Raw genomic sequence first — 20,444 nt, 5'->3', positions numbered from 1 at the left:
TCAGGAACACTCCCTTAAAATTGGCTCAGGAATCGATAGTCATTGTCATAGTATCGCCGAATGTCATCGATGCCGTATTTGAGCATGGCAATGCGCTCCACACCCATGCCAAAAGCAAAACCGGTGTACCGGCTGGTGTCGTAACCGACATTTTCAAACACCGCCGGGTGGACCATGCCGGAGCCCAACACCTCCAGCCAGCCGGTGTGGGAACAGACACGACACCCCTTCCCCCGACAAATCACACAGCGAATATCCACCTCGGCGCTGGGCTCGGTAAAGGGGAAAAAGCTGGGCCGGAAACGCAATGTGGTCTGGTCGTCGAACATCTGATGAACAAACGCCGTTAGCGTGCCCTTCAGATCGGCAAAGGAGACACGGCGATCCACCAGCAGCCCCTCCACCTGATGGAACATGGGCGTATGGGTCAGATCCGAATCGCACCGGTATACCTTCCCCGGAGCGATGATGCGCACCGGTGGCGACTGCTTTTCCATTACCCGGGGCTGTGTGGGTGAGGTGTGCGTCCGAAGGACCACATTATCCGACACGTAAAAAGTGTCCTGCATATCCCGGGCCGGATGATTTTTGGGGATATTGAGCGCCTCAAAGTTATAGTAATCGGTCTCAACCTCAGGGCCTTCGACAATATCGAAACCCATCTGGGAAAAGATACCGCAGATACGGTTGGTGATCTGGGTAATGGGATGAAGCGATCCCCTTTCCGGCACCCTGCCGGGCAGGGAGACATCCAGGCGGTCCGTTACCGGTTTGGACGCATTGGACAGACGGGCCAGCGCATCCTCGAATTCACCTTCGAGGGAGCGCTTGATCTCATTGGCCCGCTTGCCTGCCTGGGGCCGCTGCTCGGCGGGAAGGCTGGAGATACTCCTCAGGTATTGGGTGATGCGCCCTTTGCGGCCGAGGTACTGGATGGAAAGATCGGTTGCCGCGTCAACATCGGTGGCCGATGCCAGCGCTTGCACAGCGTCCGCATATATCCGTTCTAAAGTGTTATCCACAATCGTCGCTCTGTATGTATATGAATTGTCGCCGTCCCCCGTCCCGCCGGAGCGGGACGGGGAAGCGGTCGCTTTCGCAGTTTCGAATGGGGGAGGCAGCGGGGGTTACCGATAGGGGCGGCATTTGCCGCAACAGGACGAACCGGTTTACCCCTGCTGGGACGCCAGTGCGGCAATCTGAGAAAATCCAGCAGGATCGGAAATTGCGAGATCGGCAAGCACCTTCCGGTCCAGATTGACGTCGGCCTTTTTCAGGCCGCTGATGAACCGGCTATAGGAAAGGTCGTTCATCCGTGCCGCTGCGTTGATCCGGGCAATCCACAACCGACGGAACTGGCGTTTGCGCTGTTTGCGATCCCGATAGGCATAGTTGAGGGCTCTGTCTACGGTGTCTGCTGCGGTCCGAAACAGTTTGCTGTGCCCGCCGCGAAACCCTTTGGCCAGTTTTAATACCTTCTGACGGCGTCTTCTCGCCTTGAATCCTCTTTTGATTCGCATGATCTCATCTCCTTGGCAGCCGGACCACCCTTAATTTGCAGCTGGATCAAATTTTGATGCCGCATCGGTAAAACCGGCATTTTAAATGCTTACTTGTTGTCGATCAACCGTTGGGCAGAAGCAGCCTGACCTCTCGCATGTCACTTTTTTTGATCAACTGCATCTTCTTCAGGGACCGCTTGCGTTTCCGAGTCTTGGAGGTCAGGATGTGACTGTGGTGAGACTTTGAAAACGTGTATCGGCCGGATCCGGTTTTTTTGAAGCGCTTGGCGGCCGCACGGTTGGTTTTAATTTTGGGCATGGTTTCTCTCCTCGAGCAAAAAAAATTATCATCCTTCTGAATTATCTAAACGGTCCGGGGTTCCGACCGCCTGTCTTGACCCAAGGGGCTGACGCCGCTTTTCAAAAACCGCTGGCGCGAACAAAAAGCATGCGTTCACGCCAGCTCATGAAACGGTCTGTTTTTCACGTGGACTGCGGCCCTCGAGCCAGTTCCGCAACCTGTCATTGGCAAAGCGGCACTATCTGGGTGCCAGCACCATCATCATCGTCCGCCCTTCAAACTTGGGATACTGCTCCACGACGGCGATGTCTTCTAATTGATTGGCAATCTGCTGCAGAAGCTGTCTGCCGCGTTCTGAAAGTGTAATCTCCCGCCCCCGAAACATCACAGTGACCTTGACCTTATCCTTGCGCTCAATGAATTTACGGATGTGGCCCATCTTCGTTTCGAGATCATGCTCTCCGGTTTTAGGCCGGACCTTGATCTCCTTGATCTGAAAGGAGGTCTGCTTCTTTTTGGCCTCCTGCTGTTTTTTGGTCTGCTCGTACTTGAACCGCCCGTAATCCATGATTTTGCAAACCGGCGGTTTCGCATTGGGCGATATTTCGACGAGATCCATACCATAATCATTGGCTTTGGCCAACGCCTGATGAATGGGAAGAACACCAACCTGGTTTCCCTCCGGGTCAATCAAGCGGACCTCCCTCACCCGGATACCTTGATTGATCCGCGTGGTGTCTGGGTGATTCCTCTCCATCGGTGTATTCCTGGGACCAGCTATGCTTCCACCTCCTGAAGCCTTGAATGTTAGAATTTTTTCAGCCCCCCCGAACATCGGCACGGACCAATGAATCACGTCAAAATCACCAGACAGTGATCCAATACTAAACTTTAGTCCAATATATGACGCTTCCGGCAAATGCAAGCAAAAAAACAGGCAGCCACGCGAAAACCGGTCAGTGAGAAATCGGTTGGTCCAGCGTATACCTGCTCAACAGGCTCTGCGCCCAGTAAGCGTTCCCGGAATCTGAAAAAAACCGCCGGAAAAGGGCCAGGCTGTTTTCTCTTAGAACACCAGAGACCACCGTCAGCTGAGCATCCCGATAAAGGGGCGGCAGTGCGGATCGGTCACACCCGGTTCCCCCCCCCATCACATCTTCGTAGGCGTAGACAATTCGGCCAATACCGCTGAGCATGATGGCTGAGAAGCACATCAGGCAAGGTTCCATCGTGCAGTACACGCTCAGTCTCGAACGATCGATGCCCGGTCGAGTGTCGTACAACCGTCTCAGGGCATTGATCTCGGCATGGTCGACCTCGTTACCCGACCCCGCTGCCGTGCCCGTGCGGCGCCCCCGGACAACCACGGCATCACCATCGGCAATCACGCATCCCACGGGAAACTCGCCCTGCCGGAGGTTTCCAAGGGCCAGATCGAGCGCCGCTTTCATCAACATGGTGTCTGCTTTCGATACCGTTTCCGGGTTCATGCGATCCTGCAGGCGGAATCGTCACACGGACACCCGCCGTCAATTTCAAATGCGTATACGATCCTGGCCTCCATTTCCGCACGCGCTGCTGAAATGGGTGCAACCCGGGCATGGGCCAGATGATGTGCCAGCATTTTCCGTGTGGGAATCCCGTTGAACCCCGATGCCGTCACTTTACCGGAATCGCCGTCGAGGATGTCCACCGACTCCCCGTTGGTCACCACGACCACCGGCACCTGGTAGGGCGCCACCAGCCGGGACATCGCCAAGGTCGGTCGATAGCGGGTCACCAGAGAACCTGGCCCGTATTTAAGCACCATTGCCGTGTGATCGTCAACCGTTACTGTGAAGTCAACCCACAGACGCCCCTTGCGGTTGCCGGCACTGACAATCAATAGGTTGCGCGGCTGGATGTCCGACTTTGCATAACCTTTGTGGGTCACTAAAAAACGGGCTATTTTTTGGCGGTACCTTTCGTCGTGGGTATCCGGCAGCATTTCACCGGTGATGAAATCGGCAATCTCTCCCAATATGAGATGATGACCAGCCACAAACCACCTTCCTGTTCAGATTCTGCTACGATATCAAATCGAGATAAAAAAGTCATTAGTCAGCGCATTCAAAAAGGGTGTAGACCCACCAGCCGCGTTCCGTGCGGTCAGCATGCCTGGCGATCAGATAGCGCTTTACAAAGTCTTTTGTCTGTGAATACATAAATGTTTGAAAATAATACAGCTATAGGGCAAGCACAAGCGGGGAGAGACCTTGAACATCCGCGAGCAGTTTGAAAAACGGGAAAAAAATTTCATGTCCCCCTTCGGGTGCCAGAGCGCTCAAAGCCGGGGCCGGCAGCAGCCTGAGGAACCCTGCCCCATCCGTACCGCATTTCAGGTAGACCGTGATCGCATCGTTTACTCCAACGCATTCAGACGGCTGAAGCATAAGACCCAGGTTTTTCTCAACCCCCTGGGGGATGAATACCGCACGCGACTGACCCATACGCTTGAGGTTGCACAGATTGCACGGACAATCGCCCGGGCAATGCTTCTGAACGAAGACCTGACCGAAGCCATTGCCCTGGGCCACGATTTGGGGCACACCCCATTTGGACATGGCGGTGAGGCCGTGCTGCAGGAGATCTACGCCCCGGACTTTTCACATCACAAGCAAAGCCTGCGGGTAGTGGATGTCATCGAAAACAACGGCAGCGGATTAAACCTGACCCGGGAGGTTCGCGACGGCATTGTCAAACACTCCAAGGGTTACGGAAAGATCCTGCCCGATGATCCCGACGAACTGGCCTGTACCATCGAAGGGCGCATCGTGCGGATATCCGACATCATGGCTTACCTGAATCACGACCTGGACGACGCCATCCGCAGCGGTGTCATTCGGGAAAGCCAGGTGCCTGCGGTCTGTACTCGCGTGATCGGCCGGACGCATCAGGAGCGGGCCATCACCATGATCCGCGACCTGATTTTTTCCAGCCGGGCGGAAAACGGAGAATTGCTGCTCGACATGAGCGGCCAGGTTTTTGATGCCATGACCACCTTGCGGGCGTTTCTTTACGAAAATGTCTACCGATCGATCCGGGTTCACCGGGAGTTTGTCAAGGCCAAGAAAATCCTGTCCGAGCTCTACGCCTATCTCATGGAAAACGAAGGTGTCTTGGAAAAAGAGCTCAAGCGCATGGGCATCGACGGATGCCTGGAAAACGGCGACCCCCGGGAGCGGGTGGTCTGTGATTTCATCGCCAGCATCACCGACCGATACGCCCTTGGCCTTTACGAAAAAATCTTTTTCCCTTCGCCAACAGTCTGAGGCCGGTCCCATCACCATGAACCTGAACCCCGACTTATTTTTGGCCACCAGGCGGCAATGCCTTCCGTTGCTGAAGCGGCTTGAGACCCTTTTTCTTGAAATGGACCGGGCCTATGCAGCCGTTGCCGATCAGTATGGATTTCGGTGCGACGGCTGCGCCGACAATTGCTGCCTGACCCGATTCCATCACCACACGCTTTTGGAGTATCTGTATCTGGTCGAAGGCATGCGCACTCTTGAATCCGGCGTTCGCCGGACGCTCCAAAAAAATGCATCCGCGGTCAGCGCCTGCATGTCCGCAGCAGACGGCTGCGATGAGACCCTGCGCATCATGTGCCCGCTGAACCGGGACGGGTGGTGCAGCCTGTATCGCTACCGTCCCATGATCTGCCGGCTTCACGGAATTCCCCACGAGCTGCAGCGACCCGGTGGCGGCATTATCAAGAATCCAGGTTGCAACCCGTTCTTGGAGCGCTGCAGGGAAAGCGGCAAAACCGACTACATTCGCTTTGACCGAACCCCGTTTTACCGGCAGATGGCCATGCTTGAGCGGGATCTGCGCCGGGAAACAGGCTACACCGAGAAACTCAGGCTGACCATCGCCCAGATGCTTGTAACCATCATGGACAGCGGCAATGAAATCAATTGACCCACAAAAAATCAGCCTGCTGCCGGGGATCCCCCTGAAAAAAAACGATTCATTCAAATTCCGGTGCCACAGCGGGCTTGCCTGTTTCAACCAATGCTGCCGGAACCTGAACCTGTTTCTATACCCCTACGATGTGCTCCGGCTGAGAAAAAATCTCAAGATCGATTCCGACCGGTTTCTGGATACACACGTGGATGTGGTGCTGCGCGAAGGCAATTATTTCCCCGACATCCTGCTGCGCATGGCCGGGGACGAATCCCAATCCTGCCCTTTTCTGAGTGAGGCCGGCTGCGCGGTCTATCCGGACCGGCCCGGCACCTGCCGGTCATTTCCCGTTGAGCACACCATACGGATTGACGCCCGGCCGGGTGCATCCGAAAGTGTCAGTTTTTTTCGTCCACCGGTTTTCTGCCAGGGCCGGCATGAAGATCAGGTGTTGACCGTCTCACGATGGGCGGCGGATCAGGATGCCGGCACATACAACCAGATGACCCTCCGCTGGGGTTCGATCAAGGCACGCTTTGAAAAAGATCCGTGGGGCCCCGAGGGTTTGAACGGGGCCAGGGGGAAAATGGCATTCATGGCCGCATACAACCTCGACCGGTTCAGGGATTTCGTGTTTCAGAGCACTTTCTTGAAGCGTTATCGGGTAAAGAGGGAGCTGGTCAACCGTCTGCGGGTCAGTGATCGGGAGTTGCTGCTTTTCGGCTTTGAGTGGATTCGGTATTTTGTGTGGGGCCTTCCCACCAAAAGCATGCGTCCATAAAACGCCCCACGCCAGATTGTTTTTTACCGGGGCCCTGAGCCGGCGGCTATTTCCTGCCAGCAACCGCCTCGGCGACATTGAAACAATAGTCGCCGATCTTCTCCAGGTTGGTCAACAGGCTGACGTAGACGAGTCCCTGGTCGAGACCGCATTCACAGCAGCGCAACCGCTGGATGTGGTCCTCACGATATTTTTCGCGCATGGCATCGATGGCGTTTTCCAACTTGTCCGCCTGATGCATGAAGTTGGCGGGTCGCCGCTGCATGGCCGAGGTGATCAAATCGATGAACTCGGCCACCTTGTCCGCCAACTGGTGCATGTCCGCCATGGCCGGTTCGGTAAATGTCAGATTTTCCTCAATCATATTTTCTAAAGATTGGGCGATGTTTTCCACGGAGTCGCCGATGCGTTCGATGTTGTTGGTCATGCGCATCAGGCTGGAAAGCTCCTTGGCCTCGGATTCACTCACACCGCTCTGGTAGATCCCGGTGAGGTAGGCCACGATCTCCCGCTGCATGTCATCCAGGTGGGCTTCCACGTGCCGCCATTTGGCCAGTTTCTTGTAATCTCTGTCCTTGAGCCGTTTGATGGTCTTTCGAAAGGTGTATTTGGCCGTCTCGGCCATACGGAGAATTTCGCTGCGGGCCTCTGCGATAGCGGCGATGGGCGTGTCCATGAGCCGGTCGCCGAAATTGGGCAGGCGGAAATAGTCGATGTCCTCCTCTTCCTTGGGTGAAAGCAATATGGCGACCTTGATCAGCCAGGGCAGCATCAGCAGAAAAAAAGCGGCATTGATCACGTTGAACAGGGTATGGCCGTTGGCGATGTAGCGGGCGATGTTGATCATTTCATCCCCCACTACCTGGTCTACCGGACCGGCGCCGAGCCCCAGGGTCACCCCTTCGACCAGTTTCACGAAAAGGGGGAAGACGCAAAGCATGAGGGTCACACCGATGACATTGAACATGGTGTGGGCCCGCGCTGCCCGATGGGCGTTGATGTTGGTGGAACCGAGCGTGGCCAGTTCGGCCGTAATGGTGGTGCCGATATTTTCCCCCAGCACCAGAGCCATGGCGCCGGGAAAGGAAAGCAATCCCTGGCTGGCCAGGGTCATGGTCAGGCCGATGGTAGCCGACGACGATTGAACCATGATGGTCAAGGCGGCCCCCACGATCACGCACAGGAGCAGCCCCCCGGCAGAGCCGGGATCGAATTTGGTGAAAAACGCCAGGAAGTTGGGGTCGCTTTTGATTGGGGCCAGCCCATACTTCATCACAGTCATCCCGTAAAACAACAGACCGAAGCCCAAGATGACCTCACCAATATAGCGCGTTTTTTTCTGCTGCGTGAAATACTTGAGCACGACTCCGGTTGCGATGGCGGGCAGAGCCAGTTCGCTCAGTTTGAAGGCGATGAGCTGAGCCGTCATCGTCGTGCCCACGTTGGCTCCCAGGATCATGCCCACGGCCTGCTGCAGGGTCATGAGACCGGCGGTAACAAATCCGATGAGCATCACGGTGGTGGCAGATGACGATTGAACCAGGGCCGTGACAAAAGCGCCGGTGAGACACCCCACCACCCGATTGGAGGAGACCGCGCTCAAGATGGCTTTGATGCGTTTTCCGGCCGACATCTGGAGCCCCTCGGTCATCATCTTCATGCCAAGGATAAACATGCCAAGACCCCCTAGGGTCGTTATGAACACACCCGTCATCGCAAACTCCATCCCGGCGTAGGGCAGCCACCGACGATTGCCCGCGTTTGTTCCAAACTCCTGAAAGTAAACAAAAATAATGTTTTGTTTCAGTCAGTTAATCGCAATCGGCCAAAATTGGCCTGTACTTACCATACACCGACCAGATGTCAAGTCCCAAGACCGCTTGAAGATTTCCGGCCGGACGCCTCGGGCGATCTTCACCTTCAGGGAGGGTCATGGATTTCAGATTCGATAGCCAATGGCGTAAAAATCGACATCCTCCGGGTGAACATCTGTTTCGGATAGGGCCTTGCCGCGCACCGATATGCCTGCGCGGTGAACCGATTCCGGGTCACCGGATACCAGCGGGTGCCAGGCATGCAGGTCCTTGCCTTCGGACAGCCGTCGATAGGCGCAGGTTCTGGGGAGCCAGCGCAGGCGGGGAATCTGCTCGGGTGTCAGCACCAGGCAGTCGGGCACCCGGGTGGTCCGGCTGCCGTAGGCGGAACACCGGCAGGCCTGGACGTCCAGCAGATGGCAGGCAACCCAGGTGTAGGTGACCTTGCCGGTTTTACCATCCTTGAATTTTTGCAGGCAACAGCGCCCGCAGCCGTCACACAGGGACTCCCATTGCTCCGGGCTCATCTGTTCCAATCCCGCTGTCTTCCAGAAAGGCCGGTCGGCTGCCCGGGGGAACGCCGGTGGCGTCTTGGTTTTCAACGGTACACATCCTTTGATTGACTAGGTTTTCACGTGGTCTGGCGCAGCGGGGAGTCCTGCTGCCTGGGGCCCGCACGGCTGACCCGTTGTTCCATGCCGTGGTTTCCATCAACCGATGCCTTATCATGAATTCAACCGCTCAAAAACGGAAAATCCAATCTCGGTTGCCTTTGGCGCAAAAACGCTTAATTTTAACCTGACATACAATCCCTGAAACCCAATTTGAGCGATTTCGACCGGGAGGTAAGCCGTGAGACGAAAATTGATGGCGCTTTCCCGCCTGGCCTTGTTTAGCCTGGTGGCACTGTCTGGGGTGCATGGCATTGCCGGTGCAGGCGCCATGGGCGCGACCGCACACCACGACCTGGGCATCAGCCTTTTTCCCGAACGGGCTGAACTGGAAGGCCGGGACCGGATCCACCTTCGGCAGGCGCAAAGCGGCCCCATCAGCTTGACGCTTTCCCCACGGGCCCGCATCCAGGCGGTTCGCATTGACGGCCACGATCATCCCTACAGCTTCAATCGCGGGCGGTTGAGCCTTAATCCGGATCGAAAGCAATCGATGCCAAACCTGGATTTGACCATCCACTACATCGGCCGGTTCGCCGATCCCGCACCGCTGCGCCCCGTAAACACCGACAACCCGGGCTTCGGTGTCAGCGCAACGATCTCTGCCGCGGGAACCTTTATTCTCTCCGGTGCGGGCTGGTACCCTCGGGTAAACGATGCCGAAGAGTCATTCGCTCTGACCGTGGATGGGCCCGATGACACCGTGGCGGTCACGACTGGAAGGCTGTTGGGGATCGACCGCCAGGGGCAAAGAACCGTCAGCCGCTGGCACATTGACCATCCAGTGGCGGGGCTGAGCCTCTCTGCAGGCCCCTATGGGGTCGAGCGGCGGATGCTGAACGGCATCACCGTCGCCACCTATTTCTTTCCGGACAACCGGCATCTGTCGGCCCGTTATCTGGAGTCATCCCTGCGCTACCTGAAACAATACAGCGACCTTTTCGGGCCCTACCCTTTCGATGGATTTGCCGTCGTCGAAAACTTTTTCCCCACCGGTTACGGATTCCCGGGTTACACCCTCATGGGGAGCATGGTCCTGCGCCTGCCCTTTATCCCGGAAACCAGTCTGCCCCATGAGATCGTGCACAACTGGTGGGGCAACGGGGTTCTGGTAGACTACGAATCGGGCAATTGGTGCGAGGGGTTGACCGCATATACGGCTGATTATCTGATTAAAGAACAGGCCTCCGCCCATGCCGCCATGGACTACCGGCGCCAGGCCCTGCGCAACTATGCGGCACTGGTATCACCGGCAACCGATTTCCCCCTCAGTCAATTCCGGAGTCGATCCGACCCGGTCACCAAGGCCGTGGGCTATGATAAGGCCACAATGGTCTTTCACATGCTGCGCGGGCAGGTGGGGGAGGATTCGTTCTGGGCGGCCCTGCGGGATTTTTATAGGCAATTCCGATTCAAACGCGCTTCCTGGAAGGATCTGCAGCAACACATGGAACAGCGCGCCGGACGATCCCTGGACGGGTTTTTCCGGCAGTGGATCGACCGGCAGGGAGCCCCGCAAATACGCCTTGAAAATGTCAGGCAGGTGGCCGGCAGCCAGGGATATCAAACCATTGGCCGTCTGGTCCAGGACAAGCCCCTTTACGACGTGACCCTGGAACTGTCGCTGGACACCGATGGCGGCCCGGTCACTCAGCCGGTCCGTTTGTCTGACCAGTTCACGGAATTTGAAATCACCAGCCCATCGCGCCCGCGGTCGCTCACCGCGGACCCTGATTATCACCTTTTCAGGCGGCTGGCGCTGCAGGAGATGCCGCCCACGGTCAACACCCTGAAGGGCTCAGCATCCGTGGTGATGGTCATTGCCGATCGGATGGGTCCTTTTGGCCCCCCCGTGGCGACCCAGTTCGCCCGCGCCATGGGTATTGACCCGGTCCGCACGATCCGTGAAACGGACTTCACTCGAGCCGATGCGTCCGGCAGCGATCTGGTGTTCATCGGCCTGCCCGACAATCCGCTGGCGCTCAGGCTGCTTCCCCAGGAACTGGACCTGGTTCCCAAGGCATTTAAGCTGGAAGGCCAGCCATTTGAGGGGCCCGCGGACGCACTGTTCATCGTCGCCCGCCATCCCCGCTCGCAAACCGTCGTCGCTCTGCTGCACCCGCTCTCGGCGGATACGGCAGACCTGGCAGCGCTGAAAATTCCCCACTACGGCCGCTACAGCTACCTGGCCTTCAGCCAGGGACATAACCGGGTCAAAGGCACGTGGCCGGCAGCCGATTCGCCGGTAATGGTCCGCTGGGACCCGGCCGGCACACCCTGACCAAGGAGCAGCCCCATGATCACCCACCACCGTCGACGGATCCTGGTTTTCGCGGCGATCTCGATTATCCTGCTGACCGCCAGCTGTCGTGAGCCCGGTCAGGATGATCAAATGCGGCTCTTTGACCTTTTGAACCGACAATCCATCGCCGATGCAGCGGCCGTAAAGGCGCTGAGGAGCGCCCGCATCGTGCTGGTCGGTGAACACCACACCGATCCGGCCCACCACGCCGCCCAGTTGAAGGTCATCCAGATGCTGAGCACCCAATCTCGTCCGCTGTCCATCGGATTGGAGATGTTTCCCAAGGATAGCCAAGCTGCACTGGATCAATGGGTGGCCGGTGAGATGGAAGAGGCGGCTTTTGAAAAGATCTATCTCGCTAACTGGAATTTTCCCTGGTCGCTCTATCGCGAGATCTTCATCTACGCCCGGGACAGGCAGATTCCCATGGTCGGTCTGAATGTCTCCCGGGGCATCACCCGGCAGGTGGCCGAACGCGGATTTGCTTCACTTTCCGATCAGCAGCGGGGAGATCTGGCGGGTGTTACCTGTGATGTGACCCGCGAGTATCGGGATTTCATCCGCAGCGCGTTTGGCGCCCACGGCCACGGCAACATGGATTTCAACCGTTTTTGTGAAGCCCAACTGGTGTGGGACACCGCCATGGCCATCAACAGCCTCAACCATCTGGAGCGGCACCCCGACCGGACCATGGTCCTGCTGGCCGGCTCGGGCCATGCACGCAAGATGGGAATTCCCTACCAGATAAAAAGCCGCACGACGATGCCGGTCAGCGTGCTGCTGCCTTATACACCAGGCATCTTCGAGCCCGGCACCCTGACCGGCGACGATGCCGATTTCATCATAATGCCCTGAATAACCGCTGCCTGGTTTGGGATGTCGGCAATTTGAGTTGCGGGAAATTGCGCCTCAGGCCAACCTCCGGGAGCCGGATGCCTTTTCCAGCTTGAATTTCTTGTGAAACTTGAGCACTTTCTGGATATAGCGCTGGGTGGCCTTGAAAGGAGGGACTCCCGCATAGTTTCGGACGTGGCGGGACCCGGCGTTGTACGCGGCCAGGGCCAGCTTCACATCACCATCGAAGCGATCGAGCAGTGACCGGAAATAGCGCACGCCACCTTCAATATTCTCCTCCGGATCGTAAACGTCTTCGACACCCAGGGATTTGGCTGTAGCCGGCATGAGCTGCATCAGTCCGCGGGCACCTTTCTTTGATTTTGCCCTGGGGTTGAATCCGGATTCCGCAAAAATGATGGCCCGGATCAGGTGCGGATCCACTTCGTATCGTCCGGACACCTGGACGATAATTCCGTGAAAGGGAATTTTTTCACGCACATCGGCGACCTCCGGTACAAACGTTATCTCCACGACAACCGCAGGCGCTTCCGTGGTGACTTGGACCTCGGGCGCGGCCGGTTCGGGGCCGGTCGCCAAGAGAAGCGCCGTCGGAGGCTGCGGCATGGCCAAAAAAGGTGTGTATGTCTGACGGGAGGCGGGTTCAGCTGTTTTTGTAAATGTACAGGCAGCGGCCAGGAAAAAGGTACAGGCGGCAACCGTAACCAGAAAGACGATGGCGTCCTTCATCTGGAAAAAGGAATGGCCGGGGTGATTTTCTGGGTCCATGGCATTTCCCATCGATAAGGGGTTGACCGGTAAACTGCAACGCCCTGCGTAGAATTGACTATCCTGAATTTAGCAAATAGAATGCCGAAACATCCCAAAAGCATCATATACATATTCATATTAGATAGTTAGATGTTGTTCGGCCAGATGCTGCGCCTTTCAGGTATGGCAAACAGTCTCTTAAAAGCGTGGCATTTATGCCACAGTGTGAAATTTTCTTCCTTTCATGGGACAGGATCAGCTGTCTGGATCGTCGGGCGTAATACTAAATTCCCAGGTAGGCCTTTTTGACGTCTTCGTTGATCAGCAGTCGCTCAGCAGCGTCTGAAAGGGTAATCCGGCCGTTCTCCATGACGTATCCCCGGTGGGCAACCTTCAGGGCAAGGTTGGCGTTTTGTTCCACGAGGAAAATGGTGGTGTTGTTTTCAACGTTTATTTTCTTTATAATTTCAAATATTTGCTTCACAATCAACGGCGCCAGCCCCAGGGAGGGTTCGTCCAGCAGGAGCAGCCTGGGCCGGGCCATCAGGGCCCGCGAGATCGCCAGCATCTGCTGCTCCCCGCCGCTCAGGGTGCCGCCGGCCTGGTTGCGCCGTTCTGCCAGAATGGGAAACAGGTTGAAAACATAATCTAAATCGGATTTCACACCATTCTTGTCGCTCCTCAGAAAGGCCCCCATATCCAGATTCTCCAGCACGGTAAGATAAGGGAAGATTCGCCTGCCTTCGGGAACCTGGCTGATGCCCATGGATACGATCTTGTCCGGGTTTACCCGGGTGATGGTCTCCCCCATGAAGCGTACATCTCCGGTTCTGGGGGGCACGATCCCGGAAATGGACATCAAAGTCGTTGTCTTGCCGGCGCCGTTGGCACCGATCAGGGTAATAATTTCTCCCTCTTTCACCTCCAGGCTGATGCCCTTCAGCGCCTGGATGTTGCCGTAATAGGTATGTATGCCAACGAGGCTAAGCATCGATTTCTTCTCCGAGATAGGCCTTGATAACAGCCGGATTCGTGCGAATCTCCGCAGGTGTCCCCTGGGCTATTTTTTTACCGTAGTCCATGACGAAAATCCGATCCGACAGACTCATGACCAGTTTCATGTCGTGCTCGATCAACAGGATCGAAATGCCCTCGTTTTCACGGATTCTGATGATCAGCTCATCCAGTTCCTGGGTCTCATGGGGATTCATGCCCGCAGCCGGTTCGTCCAGCAGCAGCATGAAAGGATCCGTGGCCATGGCGCGGGCAATTTCCAGACGCCGCTGAGCACCGTAAGGCAGATTCTTGGCAAATTCGTTGACATATCTTTCCAGCCCGATCTTTTTAAGGATCGAATAGCTTTTCTGAACCGTAGCCGCTTCTTCCCGGCGCGTTGAAATACCTCTGAGCACCGCGCCTAAAATTCCGGCTTTCATTCGGCAATGGCAGCCGATCATGACATTTTCAAGCACCGTCATATTCTGGAAGAGACGTATATTCTGAAATGTTCTGGCCAAACCCTTTTCCGTGACCTGATTGGGCTTGATGCCGTTGATCCGCTGGGGCCGCCCATTTTTCGGTGGAGAGATAAGGACATCGCCGCTGGTGGGATCGTAAATCCCTGTGATGCAATTGAAAAACGTGGTTTTACCCGCTCCGTTGGGACCAATCAGCGCCACGATTTCCCCCTGGCGAACATCCAGATCAACCTGGTTCAGGGCCCGCAGACCACCAAAATTCATTGTCAACTGCTTTACGTCGAGTATCGGTTCCATATCCATATCTGTCCGGTTAGGGGCCTTTTACAACCCTTATTGGCTGACTTCCTTGTATTGGTAGGTTCGCCGCACCGTTTCAACGATGCCGCCGGGCCGGAACACCATCATCATCACCAGTACCGTGCCGAACGCCAGCATGCGGTATTCGGATAAAAAACGCAGATATTCTGGCAGCAGAATCAGGATAAAGGCACCGACGATGACCCCCACGATCGAACCCATTCCACCCAGAACCACGACACAAAGGACATTGATGGATTCCCAGATGGTGAAGCTGGCCGGGTTGATAAACGTGGTCTTTGCGGCAAACACGACCCCGGCGAAGCCAGCCCAGGTGGCTCCCAATGCAAAGGCCATGAGTTTGGTTTTGCGCTTGTCGATGCCCATGGCCTGGCAGGCGACTTCGTCTTCGCGCAGGGCGATCCAGGCCCTGCCGATCCGCGAATCCTGCAGCCGGTTGACCACGAAAATGGTGGCCAGGCTCATGGCGATCATCAAAAAATAGAGGTAGATGGTGGCCTGCTCGATATTAAGATCCACACCAAACAATCCCGGACGTGGAATATTGGCGATGCCGCTGGGTCCGAAAGAGAATTCGTTCCAGTTTTCCAGAATGAGGCGGATGATCTCACCGAAGCCCAGCGTGACGATGGCCAGGTAGTCGCCCCTGAGCCGCAGCACGGGAAAACCGAGAATGATGCCGAACAGGGCAGCCATTCCGCCGCCGATGCCCAATACCGTCCAGAAACCCAGGCCGAAATGGTAGTTGAGCAGGGCGTAGGAATAGGCGCCCACCGCGTAAAAGGCCACGTAACCCAGATCCAGCAGACCGGCGACGCCAACCACGATATTCAGGCCCAGTCCCAGCATGACATAGATCAGGGCCGTAATCATGATGTTGGTCTGGTAAATGGAAAATACAAACGGAAAGGCCAGGGCGCCGAGGCTGACCGCGATCATGGCCGGAATGGTGAATCGTCGATTCCTGAGCAGCCGCTGGCTCAGGGTTACACGGACAACACCATCGACCTCGGTCCTTTTTATGCCCTTCTCCTTTCGCCGGATCAGGTAGCGCCAGAGCGCCGACAAAACAAAGCTGCCGATCCCCACAAACAGCAGGTTGGCCCAACGCCACTGGATGATATTTTCCACGGTGTTGACCCGGATCACCATGATGGGGAAGGTCAAAAACATGAACCAGAGGGAGACCAGAAAAGATTTTTTGAGTTCATTTACAAGCATGGGCGTTTATATCTCAATGCGCAGGTTGCCGGCAGCCAAAGGTTGATGCCGGTCGTAATCTGATGGCGGCTCACACTTTCTCCGCGGTAGAACGGCCCAGGATCCCCGCCGGCCTGAAGATGAGGATGACAACCAGAAAAATGAATGCAAACACATCCTCGTAATCACTGGAAATATAACCGGTGAAAAAGGATTCGGTCCACCCGAGGACCAAACTGCCCAGCACCGCCCCGGGGATTGAGCCGATACCCCCGAGAACCGCCGCTACGAAGGCCTTGATGCCGGCGATGAAGCCGATATAAAAATTGATCTGGCCGATGTGGGAGGCAATCAGCACCCCGCCGATAGCGGCGGTGGCGGAACCGATAATAAAGGTCACCGATATCACCCGGTTGACGTCCACGCCGACCAGCAGGGCCATATCCCGATCCTGGGCCGTCGCCCGCATGGCCTTGCCGATTCTGGAGAATTTAATCAAAAAGGTCAGCAGGACCATGACGATGGTGGTGGTGACCAGAATCACCAGCTCCGGTGAACCGATGATGTGGGCAATGGGTTCCATGAATTCAAAATCGGGGATCAACCCGGGAAAGGGCAGAAAATCAGAGGTCTGCGCCAAAAGTACATAGTTCTGCAGAAACAGGGACATGCCGATGGCGCTGATCAGAGCGGACAGCCGGGGAGCCTTTCTCAGCGGCTTGTAGGCAATCTTCTCCATGGTATAGCCGTAAGCCGACGAGTAGATCACGGCAACCCCGGCGGCGATCAGCAGGATGGCAATCTGGTTCCACCCCATCATGGTGAGCACGCTGATCACGATCAGGGCAGTGAAGGCACCGATCATGTAGATTTCGCCGTGGGCAAAGTTGATCAGCTGCACAATCCCGTATACCATGGTGTAACCGAGGGCGATCAGTGCGTAAATGCTGCCCCGGGTCAGGCCGCCCAGAAAAAGCTCGAAAAAATAGTCCATATCAAAACCCATCTCGGGTGAAGGGATGCCCCCCGGCTGAAAAATCGCCCGGGCGGTGATGTCCGGCGCATAAAAATTCAGGGGCCAGACGCATGCGTGTCTGTCCCCTGAGTGATCATGACACAGCTTGCGCTATTTCAGTTCTACGTAGGCACCATCTTTGACCTGGTACATGGAGAATCCGACACCGATGGCGTCACCGCGATCGTCAAAACGGATTTTGCCCAGCGGTGTTTCCACATCCTTGGTTCTCAAGGCCTCGGTCACCGCGGCATAATCGGTGCTGCCGGCCTGCTCGATGGCGTTGAGCAGGGCTAAAGCGGCCGAATAGGCATTCAGGTAGAATGCGCCTGGATCGGCGCTGTAGGCTTTTTTGTGGGCGTCGTTGGCCGCAATGGCCATGGGGTTTTGGGAGACGTCCATGGGACCGGTGGCGTAAACGCCTTCAGCATATTTCTGGGCAACCTTGATGAAGGTATCATCTTTCACACCGTCGTCGGAGATGAAGATGGTGTCCATTCTCTTTTTGCGCATCTGGGTGACGATTTTGGAGGCTTCGGGATGGTAGCCGCCGAAAATGACCGCCTCGGCGCCGCTCTGTTTGATCTTTTGAACGACGGCACTGTAGTCCACGGCACCGGGGGTGATGCCTTCATAAAAGACCACTTCAGCCCGGGGGTCTGCTTCCAGGAAGGCCTTGGCGAATTCGGCCAGCCCCTTGCCGTAATCGCCCTTGTCGTGCAGAACGGCAATTTTTTTCAGTTTGAGGACGTCCAGCGCGAAATCCACTTCCAGCCGCGCCTGGGCATCGTCGGAAGCGATGGTGCGGAAAAAGTTGGGATAGTCTCCACTCTGGGTCAGGGCGGGGTTGGTGGCGGACGGCGACATGACCGGAATGTTTGAATCCTTGTAAATACCCAGAGCCGCCTTGGTGGCTCCGGAGCAGATGTGACCCAGTACCACATGGGCGCCTTCGGAGACCAGTTTGGTGGCGGTATTGGTGGCAACTTCGGGTTTGCACACGTCGTCTTCCACCAGCAGTTCGACCTGTTTGCCCAGAACACCGCCCTTGGCGTTGATCTCTTTCACCACCAGCTCAGCGGCTTTGATGGTGGGGATGCCATAGGATGCCAGGTCTCCACTGTGGGGGCCGGCAACACCGAGTTTAATGGTATCCGCTGCCACGGCGGTACCGGTGGCAACCATGAATATGCCAGCAACTGCAACGATAAGGAACTTGCCCAAACGATTTTTCATCATGCCTCTCCTTCTCAAATGGTTTTGTTGAACGATCTCCTCCAGATAAAGACAATTGTATAGTAAAGTTGCCGAGGATCAGTCAAGTCAAAAGGCGGCTGGATGACCAACGATTTGCAATGGGCGGGTGCAAATTCATCGGGCTCACTTTTTTTCCGGCAGCCTGCGGTGTGGTCGGCAGGTGGGTGTGCTGGCCGATCCGAATGGGGATGAATCACATTGATTAGTTTATCGGAAAGCAGGGAATACATATGATTTCGAGCCGATGATGTCAACCGCATTCCGCACGATGCACTGTGCGCACACCCCTTCCCGGGTCCTAAACCGGATGGACCCTATTTATTTTTTTGGGGATCTTAAACTTGCCCTGCCCACCAAACCCATGTATGAATTCAAAAAAGCAATCCATCAGGAACCGAATACCCATCATGAAAAAAAACATTGGTCTGGTTGTCAAAGATGATGACCGTGCCCGGCAGCAGGCTGACTCCTTTGAGCAATGGTTGGTCCGAAAAGGCATCACCGTCACTCGCCGGCAAAGCGGGATACCCGGTGTGAAGCGCTTGGGCGGCGCACGAAAACGGTCGCCGGCATCACTTTTTTGCGTATTCGTTCTGGGCGGCGACGGTACATTTTTAAGCGCCGTTCGCTGGATCGGCGACCAGCAGACCCCCATCATCGGCGTTAAATTCGGCGAGGTCGGATTCCTGGCGGAAACCACCCAGGACCGCCTGTGCAAGGTGGCCGAATCGATCCTGAACAATCAGTTCACCACGCGGCCGCAGATGCGGCTGCAGATACGGGCGATCCGCCAAGACGTGGAAATTGCCCGCGAGTCCGCATTCAATGATGTGGTGATCAACAAGGGCGCCCTGGCCCGCCTGGCACGGATCCGCACCTATATCGACGATCAGTTTCTCACCGATTACCGTGCCGACGGACTCATCGTGGCGACCCCCACCGGATCCACGGCCTACTCCCTGGCCGCCGGCGGCCCCATCATCCACCCGTCGGTGCCCGGCATCCTGATCACCCCCATATGCCCTTTCACGCTGACCAATCGGCCGCTGATGGTCCCCGACTCGGCCACCATAAAAATCCAGTTGACCGAGGACGCCTCGGACATCATGCTGACCTGCGACGGCCAGATCGGATTAAAAATCGACGAGCGGGACACCATCCTCATCAGCCAAAGCCCCATCCCGGTGCAGATGATCACCCTTCCCGACCAGAACTACTTCGATGTGCTCAAGGCCAAGCTGAAGTGGAGCGGCAGCCGGGTGTAGTTGAAGCGTCGCTCAGAAACAGATTCCACTTTTAATTTTTAAGGGTTCATGTTAACAAGGTTCACACGGATGAAATCGGTAAAGGAGACTCCCTGAATTGAAGCGCTATCCACGACCGTTGACCGGTTTATTCAGCCTTATAACTGCCTTTTTCATCCTTTTCAATTCTCCTGTGCCGGCCGATGAAGGCGCCGGACGCGTCCTGATCCTGCCCCTGACGATCCATTCGGAAAAAGACCTGACCTTTCTCAACAAAGGCATCATGGAGATGCTGGCCTCACGCATCAGCCAGTCGGCTGAGGTGATTCGCGGCGATGCCACGCGGCCAGGCAAAGACCCGGTTCAGACCGCCCGCGACCTGGATGCAACCTATGTGGTCACCGGCAGCCTGACCGTTTTCGGCGACAGCGTCAGCACCGATGCCGCCCTCACCTCGGTCGAAACCGGTGATGCGGCCCTCCAGTTCAGCCAGTTCGGCCAGAGCAGCAGCGACGTGCTCATGCATATCGATCAGTTTGCCACCCAGGTGAGCCGCCACCTTGCCTCGATCTCAGCGACGCCAGCGGTGGCCGCCCCGACGGATGCCGCCCCGGCAGTGATGATCCCCCAGGTGACCCCGAAGGTGGAACCGGTCCAGCCGGTGCAGCCGGCCGCGGTTCCCGTACCTTTGCAACCGACGGCACCAACTACGGTTGCGGTCGCGGCGGCGACCCCGGCAACGGCAGCCCCGGAAATGGCGGCGAACGACACGGTTGAAGCCCTGTGGACCAGCAGCCCATACAAGGGCGTCATCAGCGCCCTGACCACGGGGGATGTGAACGGCGACGGCAGACCGGATATCGTCTACCTTCATGCGGATCAGATCGTGGTCGAGCGCTTTGACGGCGGCCGACTGGATCGTCTGGCCCTCTTCGACGCGGGCGGCAGCCATAAAATCCTGGCCGTCGATGCCGGAGACATCAACGGCAACCAGGTCGCCGAAATCTT

General features: G+C 56.5%; 21 protein-coding genes. 7 read left to right on the top strand and 14 right to left on the bottom strand.

The window, feature by feature from the left end:
* Positions 1-14: 14 nt before the first annotated feature.
* From pheS to R6V78_RS00445, 6 genes are all read right to left on the bottom strand, one after another.
* Positions 15-1,022 carry a phenylalanine--tRNA ligase subunit alpha gene (gene pheS / locus R6V78_RS00470; protein ID WP_410287350.1) on the bottom strand — a complete coding sequence of 336 codons (1,008 nt, stop codon included), beginning with the start codon at positions 1,020-1,022 and terminating at the stop codon, positions 15-17.
* A gap of 147 nt (positions 1,023-1,169) precedes the next feature.
* On the bottom strand, positions 1,170-1,520 hold the full coding sequence (gene rplT, locus R6V78_RS00465; RefSeq protein ID WP_410287349.1) for a 50S ribosomal protein L20: 351 nt from the start codon (positions 1,518-1,520) through the stop codon (positions 1,170-1,172).
* Between the two features lie 103 nt (positions 1,521-1,623).
* Complete coding sequence (rpmI, locus tag R6V78_RS00460) at positions 1,624-1,821, bottom strand: 50S ribosomal protein L35 (RefSeq protein ID WP_410287348.1); 198 nt, start codon at positions 1,819-1,821, stop codon at positions 1,624-1,626.
* Positions 1,822-2,041: 220 nt separating this feature from the next.
* The gene (infC, locus tag R6V78_RS00455; protein WP_410287347.1) at positions 2,042-2,560 is read right to left on the bottom strand and encodes a translation initiation factor IF-3; all 519 of its coding nucleotides are present in this window, start codon (positions 2,558-2,560) and stop codon (positions 2,042-2,044) included.
* Positions 2,561-2,759: 199 nt separating this feature from the next.
* Positions 2,760-3,293, bottom strand: a complete 534-nt coding sequence (locus tag R6V78_RS00450) for a nucleoside deaminase (protein ID WP_410287346.1) — start codon at positions 3,291-3,293, stop codon at positions 2,760-2,762.
* Positions 3,290-3,844, bottom strand: coding sequence for a type I restriction enzyme HsdR N-terminal domain-containing protein (locus R6V78_RS00445; protein WP_410287345.1), 555 nt, complete (start codon positions 3,842-3,844; stop codon positions 3,290-3,292). The genes R6V78_RS00450 and R6V78_RS00445 overlap by 4 nt, the downstream gene beginning before the upstream one ends.
* A gap of 214 nt (positions 3,845-4,058) precedes the next feature.
* On the opposite strand from R6V78_RS00445, the gene R6V78_RS00440 reads away from it, so the two are divergent.
* The 3 genes from R6V78_RS00440 (at position 4,059) to R6V78_RS00430 (ending at position 6,529) form a co-directional block, all read left to right on the top strand.
* Positions 4,059-5,114, top strand: a complete 1,056-nt coding sequence (locus R6V78_RS00440; RefSeq protein ID WP_410287344.1) for a deoxyguanosinetriphosphate triphosphohydrolase — start codon at positions 4,059-4,061, stop codon at positions 5,112-5,114.
* Positions 5,115-5,181: 67 nt separating this feature from the next.
* Positions 5,182-5,763, top strand: coding sequence for a hypothetical protein (locus R6V78_RS00435; protein ID WP_410287343.1), 582 nt, complete (start codon positions 5,182-5,184; stop codon positions 5,761-5,763).
* Positions 5,750-6,529, top strand: a complete 780-nt coding sequence (locus R6V78_RS00430; protein ID WP_410287342.1) for a YkgJ family cysteine cluster protein — start codon at positions 5,750-5,752, stop codon at positions 6,527-6,529. Before R6V78_RS00435 ends, R6V78_RS00430 begins: the two co-directional genes overlap by 14 nt.
* Positions 6,530-6,575: 46 nt before the next feature.
* On the opposite strand, the gene R6V78_RS00425 is transcribed toward R6V78_RS00430, so the two are convergent.
* Both R6V78_RS00425 and R6V78_RS00420 read right to left on the bottom strand, forming a co-directional pair.
* The gene (locus tag R6V78_RS00425; protein ID WP_410287341.1) at positions 6,576-8,243 is read right to left on the bottom strand and encodes a Na/Pi cotransporter family protein; all 1,668 of its coding nucleotides are present in this window, start codon (positions 8,241-8,243) and stop codon (positions 6,576-6,578) included.
* A 225-nt stretch (positions 8,244-8,468) separates the two neighbouring features.
* Positions 8,469-8,945, bottom strand: coding sequence for a YcgN family cysteine cluster protein (locus tag R6V78_RS00420; protein ID WP_410287340.1), 477 nt, complete (start codon positions 8,943-8,945; stop codon positions 8,469-8,471).
* Positions 8,946-9,195: 250 nt separating this feature from the next.
* On the opposite strand from R6V78_RS00420, the gene R6V78_RS00415 reads away from it, so the two are divergent.
* Positions 9,196-11,295, top strand: coding sequence for a M1 family metallopeptidase (locus tag R6V78_RS00415; RefSeq protein ID WP_410287339.1), 2,100 nt, complete (start codon positions 9,196-9,198; stop codon positions 11,293-11,295).
* A gap of 15 nt (positions 11,296-11,310) precedes the next feature.
* Entirely contained in the window at positions 11,311-12,171 is an 861-nt protein-coding gene (locus R6V78_RS00410; protein WP_410287338.1) for a ChaN family lipoprotein, read from the top strand.
* 54 nt (positions 12,172-12,225) lie between these two features.
* Here R6V78_RS00410 and R6V78_RS00405 read toward each other — a convergent pair whose 3' ends face one another.
* The 6 genes from R6V78_RS00405 to R6V78_RS00380 form a co-directional block, all read right to left on the bottom strand.
* Positions 12,226-12,939, bottom strand: a complete 714-nt coding sequence (locus tag R6V78_RS00405) for a lytic transglycosylase domain-containing protein (RefSeq protein WP_410287337.1) — start codon at positions 12,937-12,939, stop codon at positions 12,226-12,228.
* A 265-nt stretch (positions 12,940-13,204) separates the two neighbouring features.
* Positions 13,205-13,912: an ABC transporter ATP-binding protein gene (locus R6V78_RS00400; RefSeq protein WP_410287336.1), complete on the bottom strand. Its 708-nt coding sequence runs from the start codon at positions 13,910-13,912 to the stop codon at positions 13,205-13,207.
* Positions 13,905-14,696: an ABC transporter ATP-binding protein gene (locus R6V78_RS00395; protein ID WP_410287335.1), complete on the bottom strand. Its 792-nt coding sequence runs from the start codon at positions 14,694-14,696 to the stop codon at positions 13,905-13,907. Before R6V78_RS00395 ends, R6V78_RS00400 begins: the two co-directional genes overlap by 8 nt.
* Positions 14,697-14,732: 36 nt before the next feature.
* Positions 14,733-15,941 (bottom strand): ABC transporter permease subunit, encoded by a 1,209-nt coding sequence (locus R6V78_RS00390; RefSeq protein ID WP_410287334.1) that lies wholly within the window; start codon positions 15,939-15,941, stop codon positions 14,733-14,735.
* Between the two features lie 70 nt (positions 15,942-16,011).
* The gene (locus tag R6V78_RS00385; RefSeq protein ID WP_410287333.1) at positions 16,012-16,914 is read right to left on the bottom strand and encodes a branched-chain amino acid ABC transporter permease; all 903 of its coding nucleotides are present in this window, start codon (positions 16,912-16,914) and stop codon (positions 16,012-16,014) included.
* Positions 16,915-17,046: 132 nt separating this feature from the next.
* On the bottom strand, positions 17,047-18,171 hold the full coding sequence (locus R6V78_RS00380) for a branched-chain amino acid ABC transporter substrate-binding protein (protein ID WP_410287332.1): 1,125 nt from the start codon (positions 18,169-18,171) through the stop codon (positions 17,047-17,049).
* Positions 18,172-18,599: 428 nt separating this feature from the next.
* On the opposite strand from R6V78_RS00380, the gene R6V78_RS00375 reads away from it, so the two are divergent.
* Entirely contained in the window at positions 18,600-19,457 is an 858-nt protein-coding gene (locus R6V78_RS00375) for an NAD(+)/NADH kinase (RefSeq protein WP_410287331.1), read from the top strand.
* Positions 19,458-19,554: 97 nt separating this feature from the next.
* Positions 19,555-20,444: FG-GAP-like repeat-containing protein (locus R6V78_RS00370; protein WP_410287330.1), on the top strand; the 890-nt coding region annotated here is incomplete at its 3' end.

Origin of the sequence: Desulfosarcina sp. (genome assembly GCF_046496365.1) — a bacterium.
Taxonomy (GTDB): domain Bacteria; phylum Desulfobacterota; class Desulfobacteria; order Desulfobacterales; family Desulfosarcinaceae; genus Desulfosarcina.
Note: the sequence above shows the minus strand (reverse complement) of the source record. Positions and strands in the feature narration are given on the sequence as shown.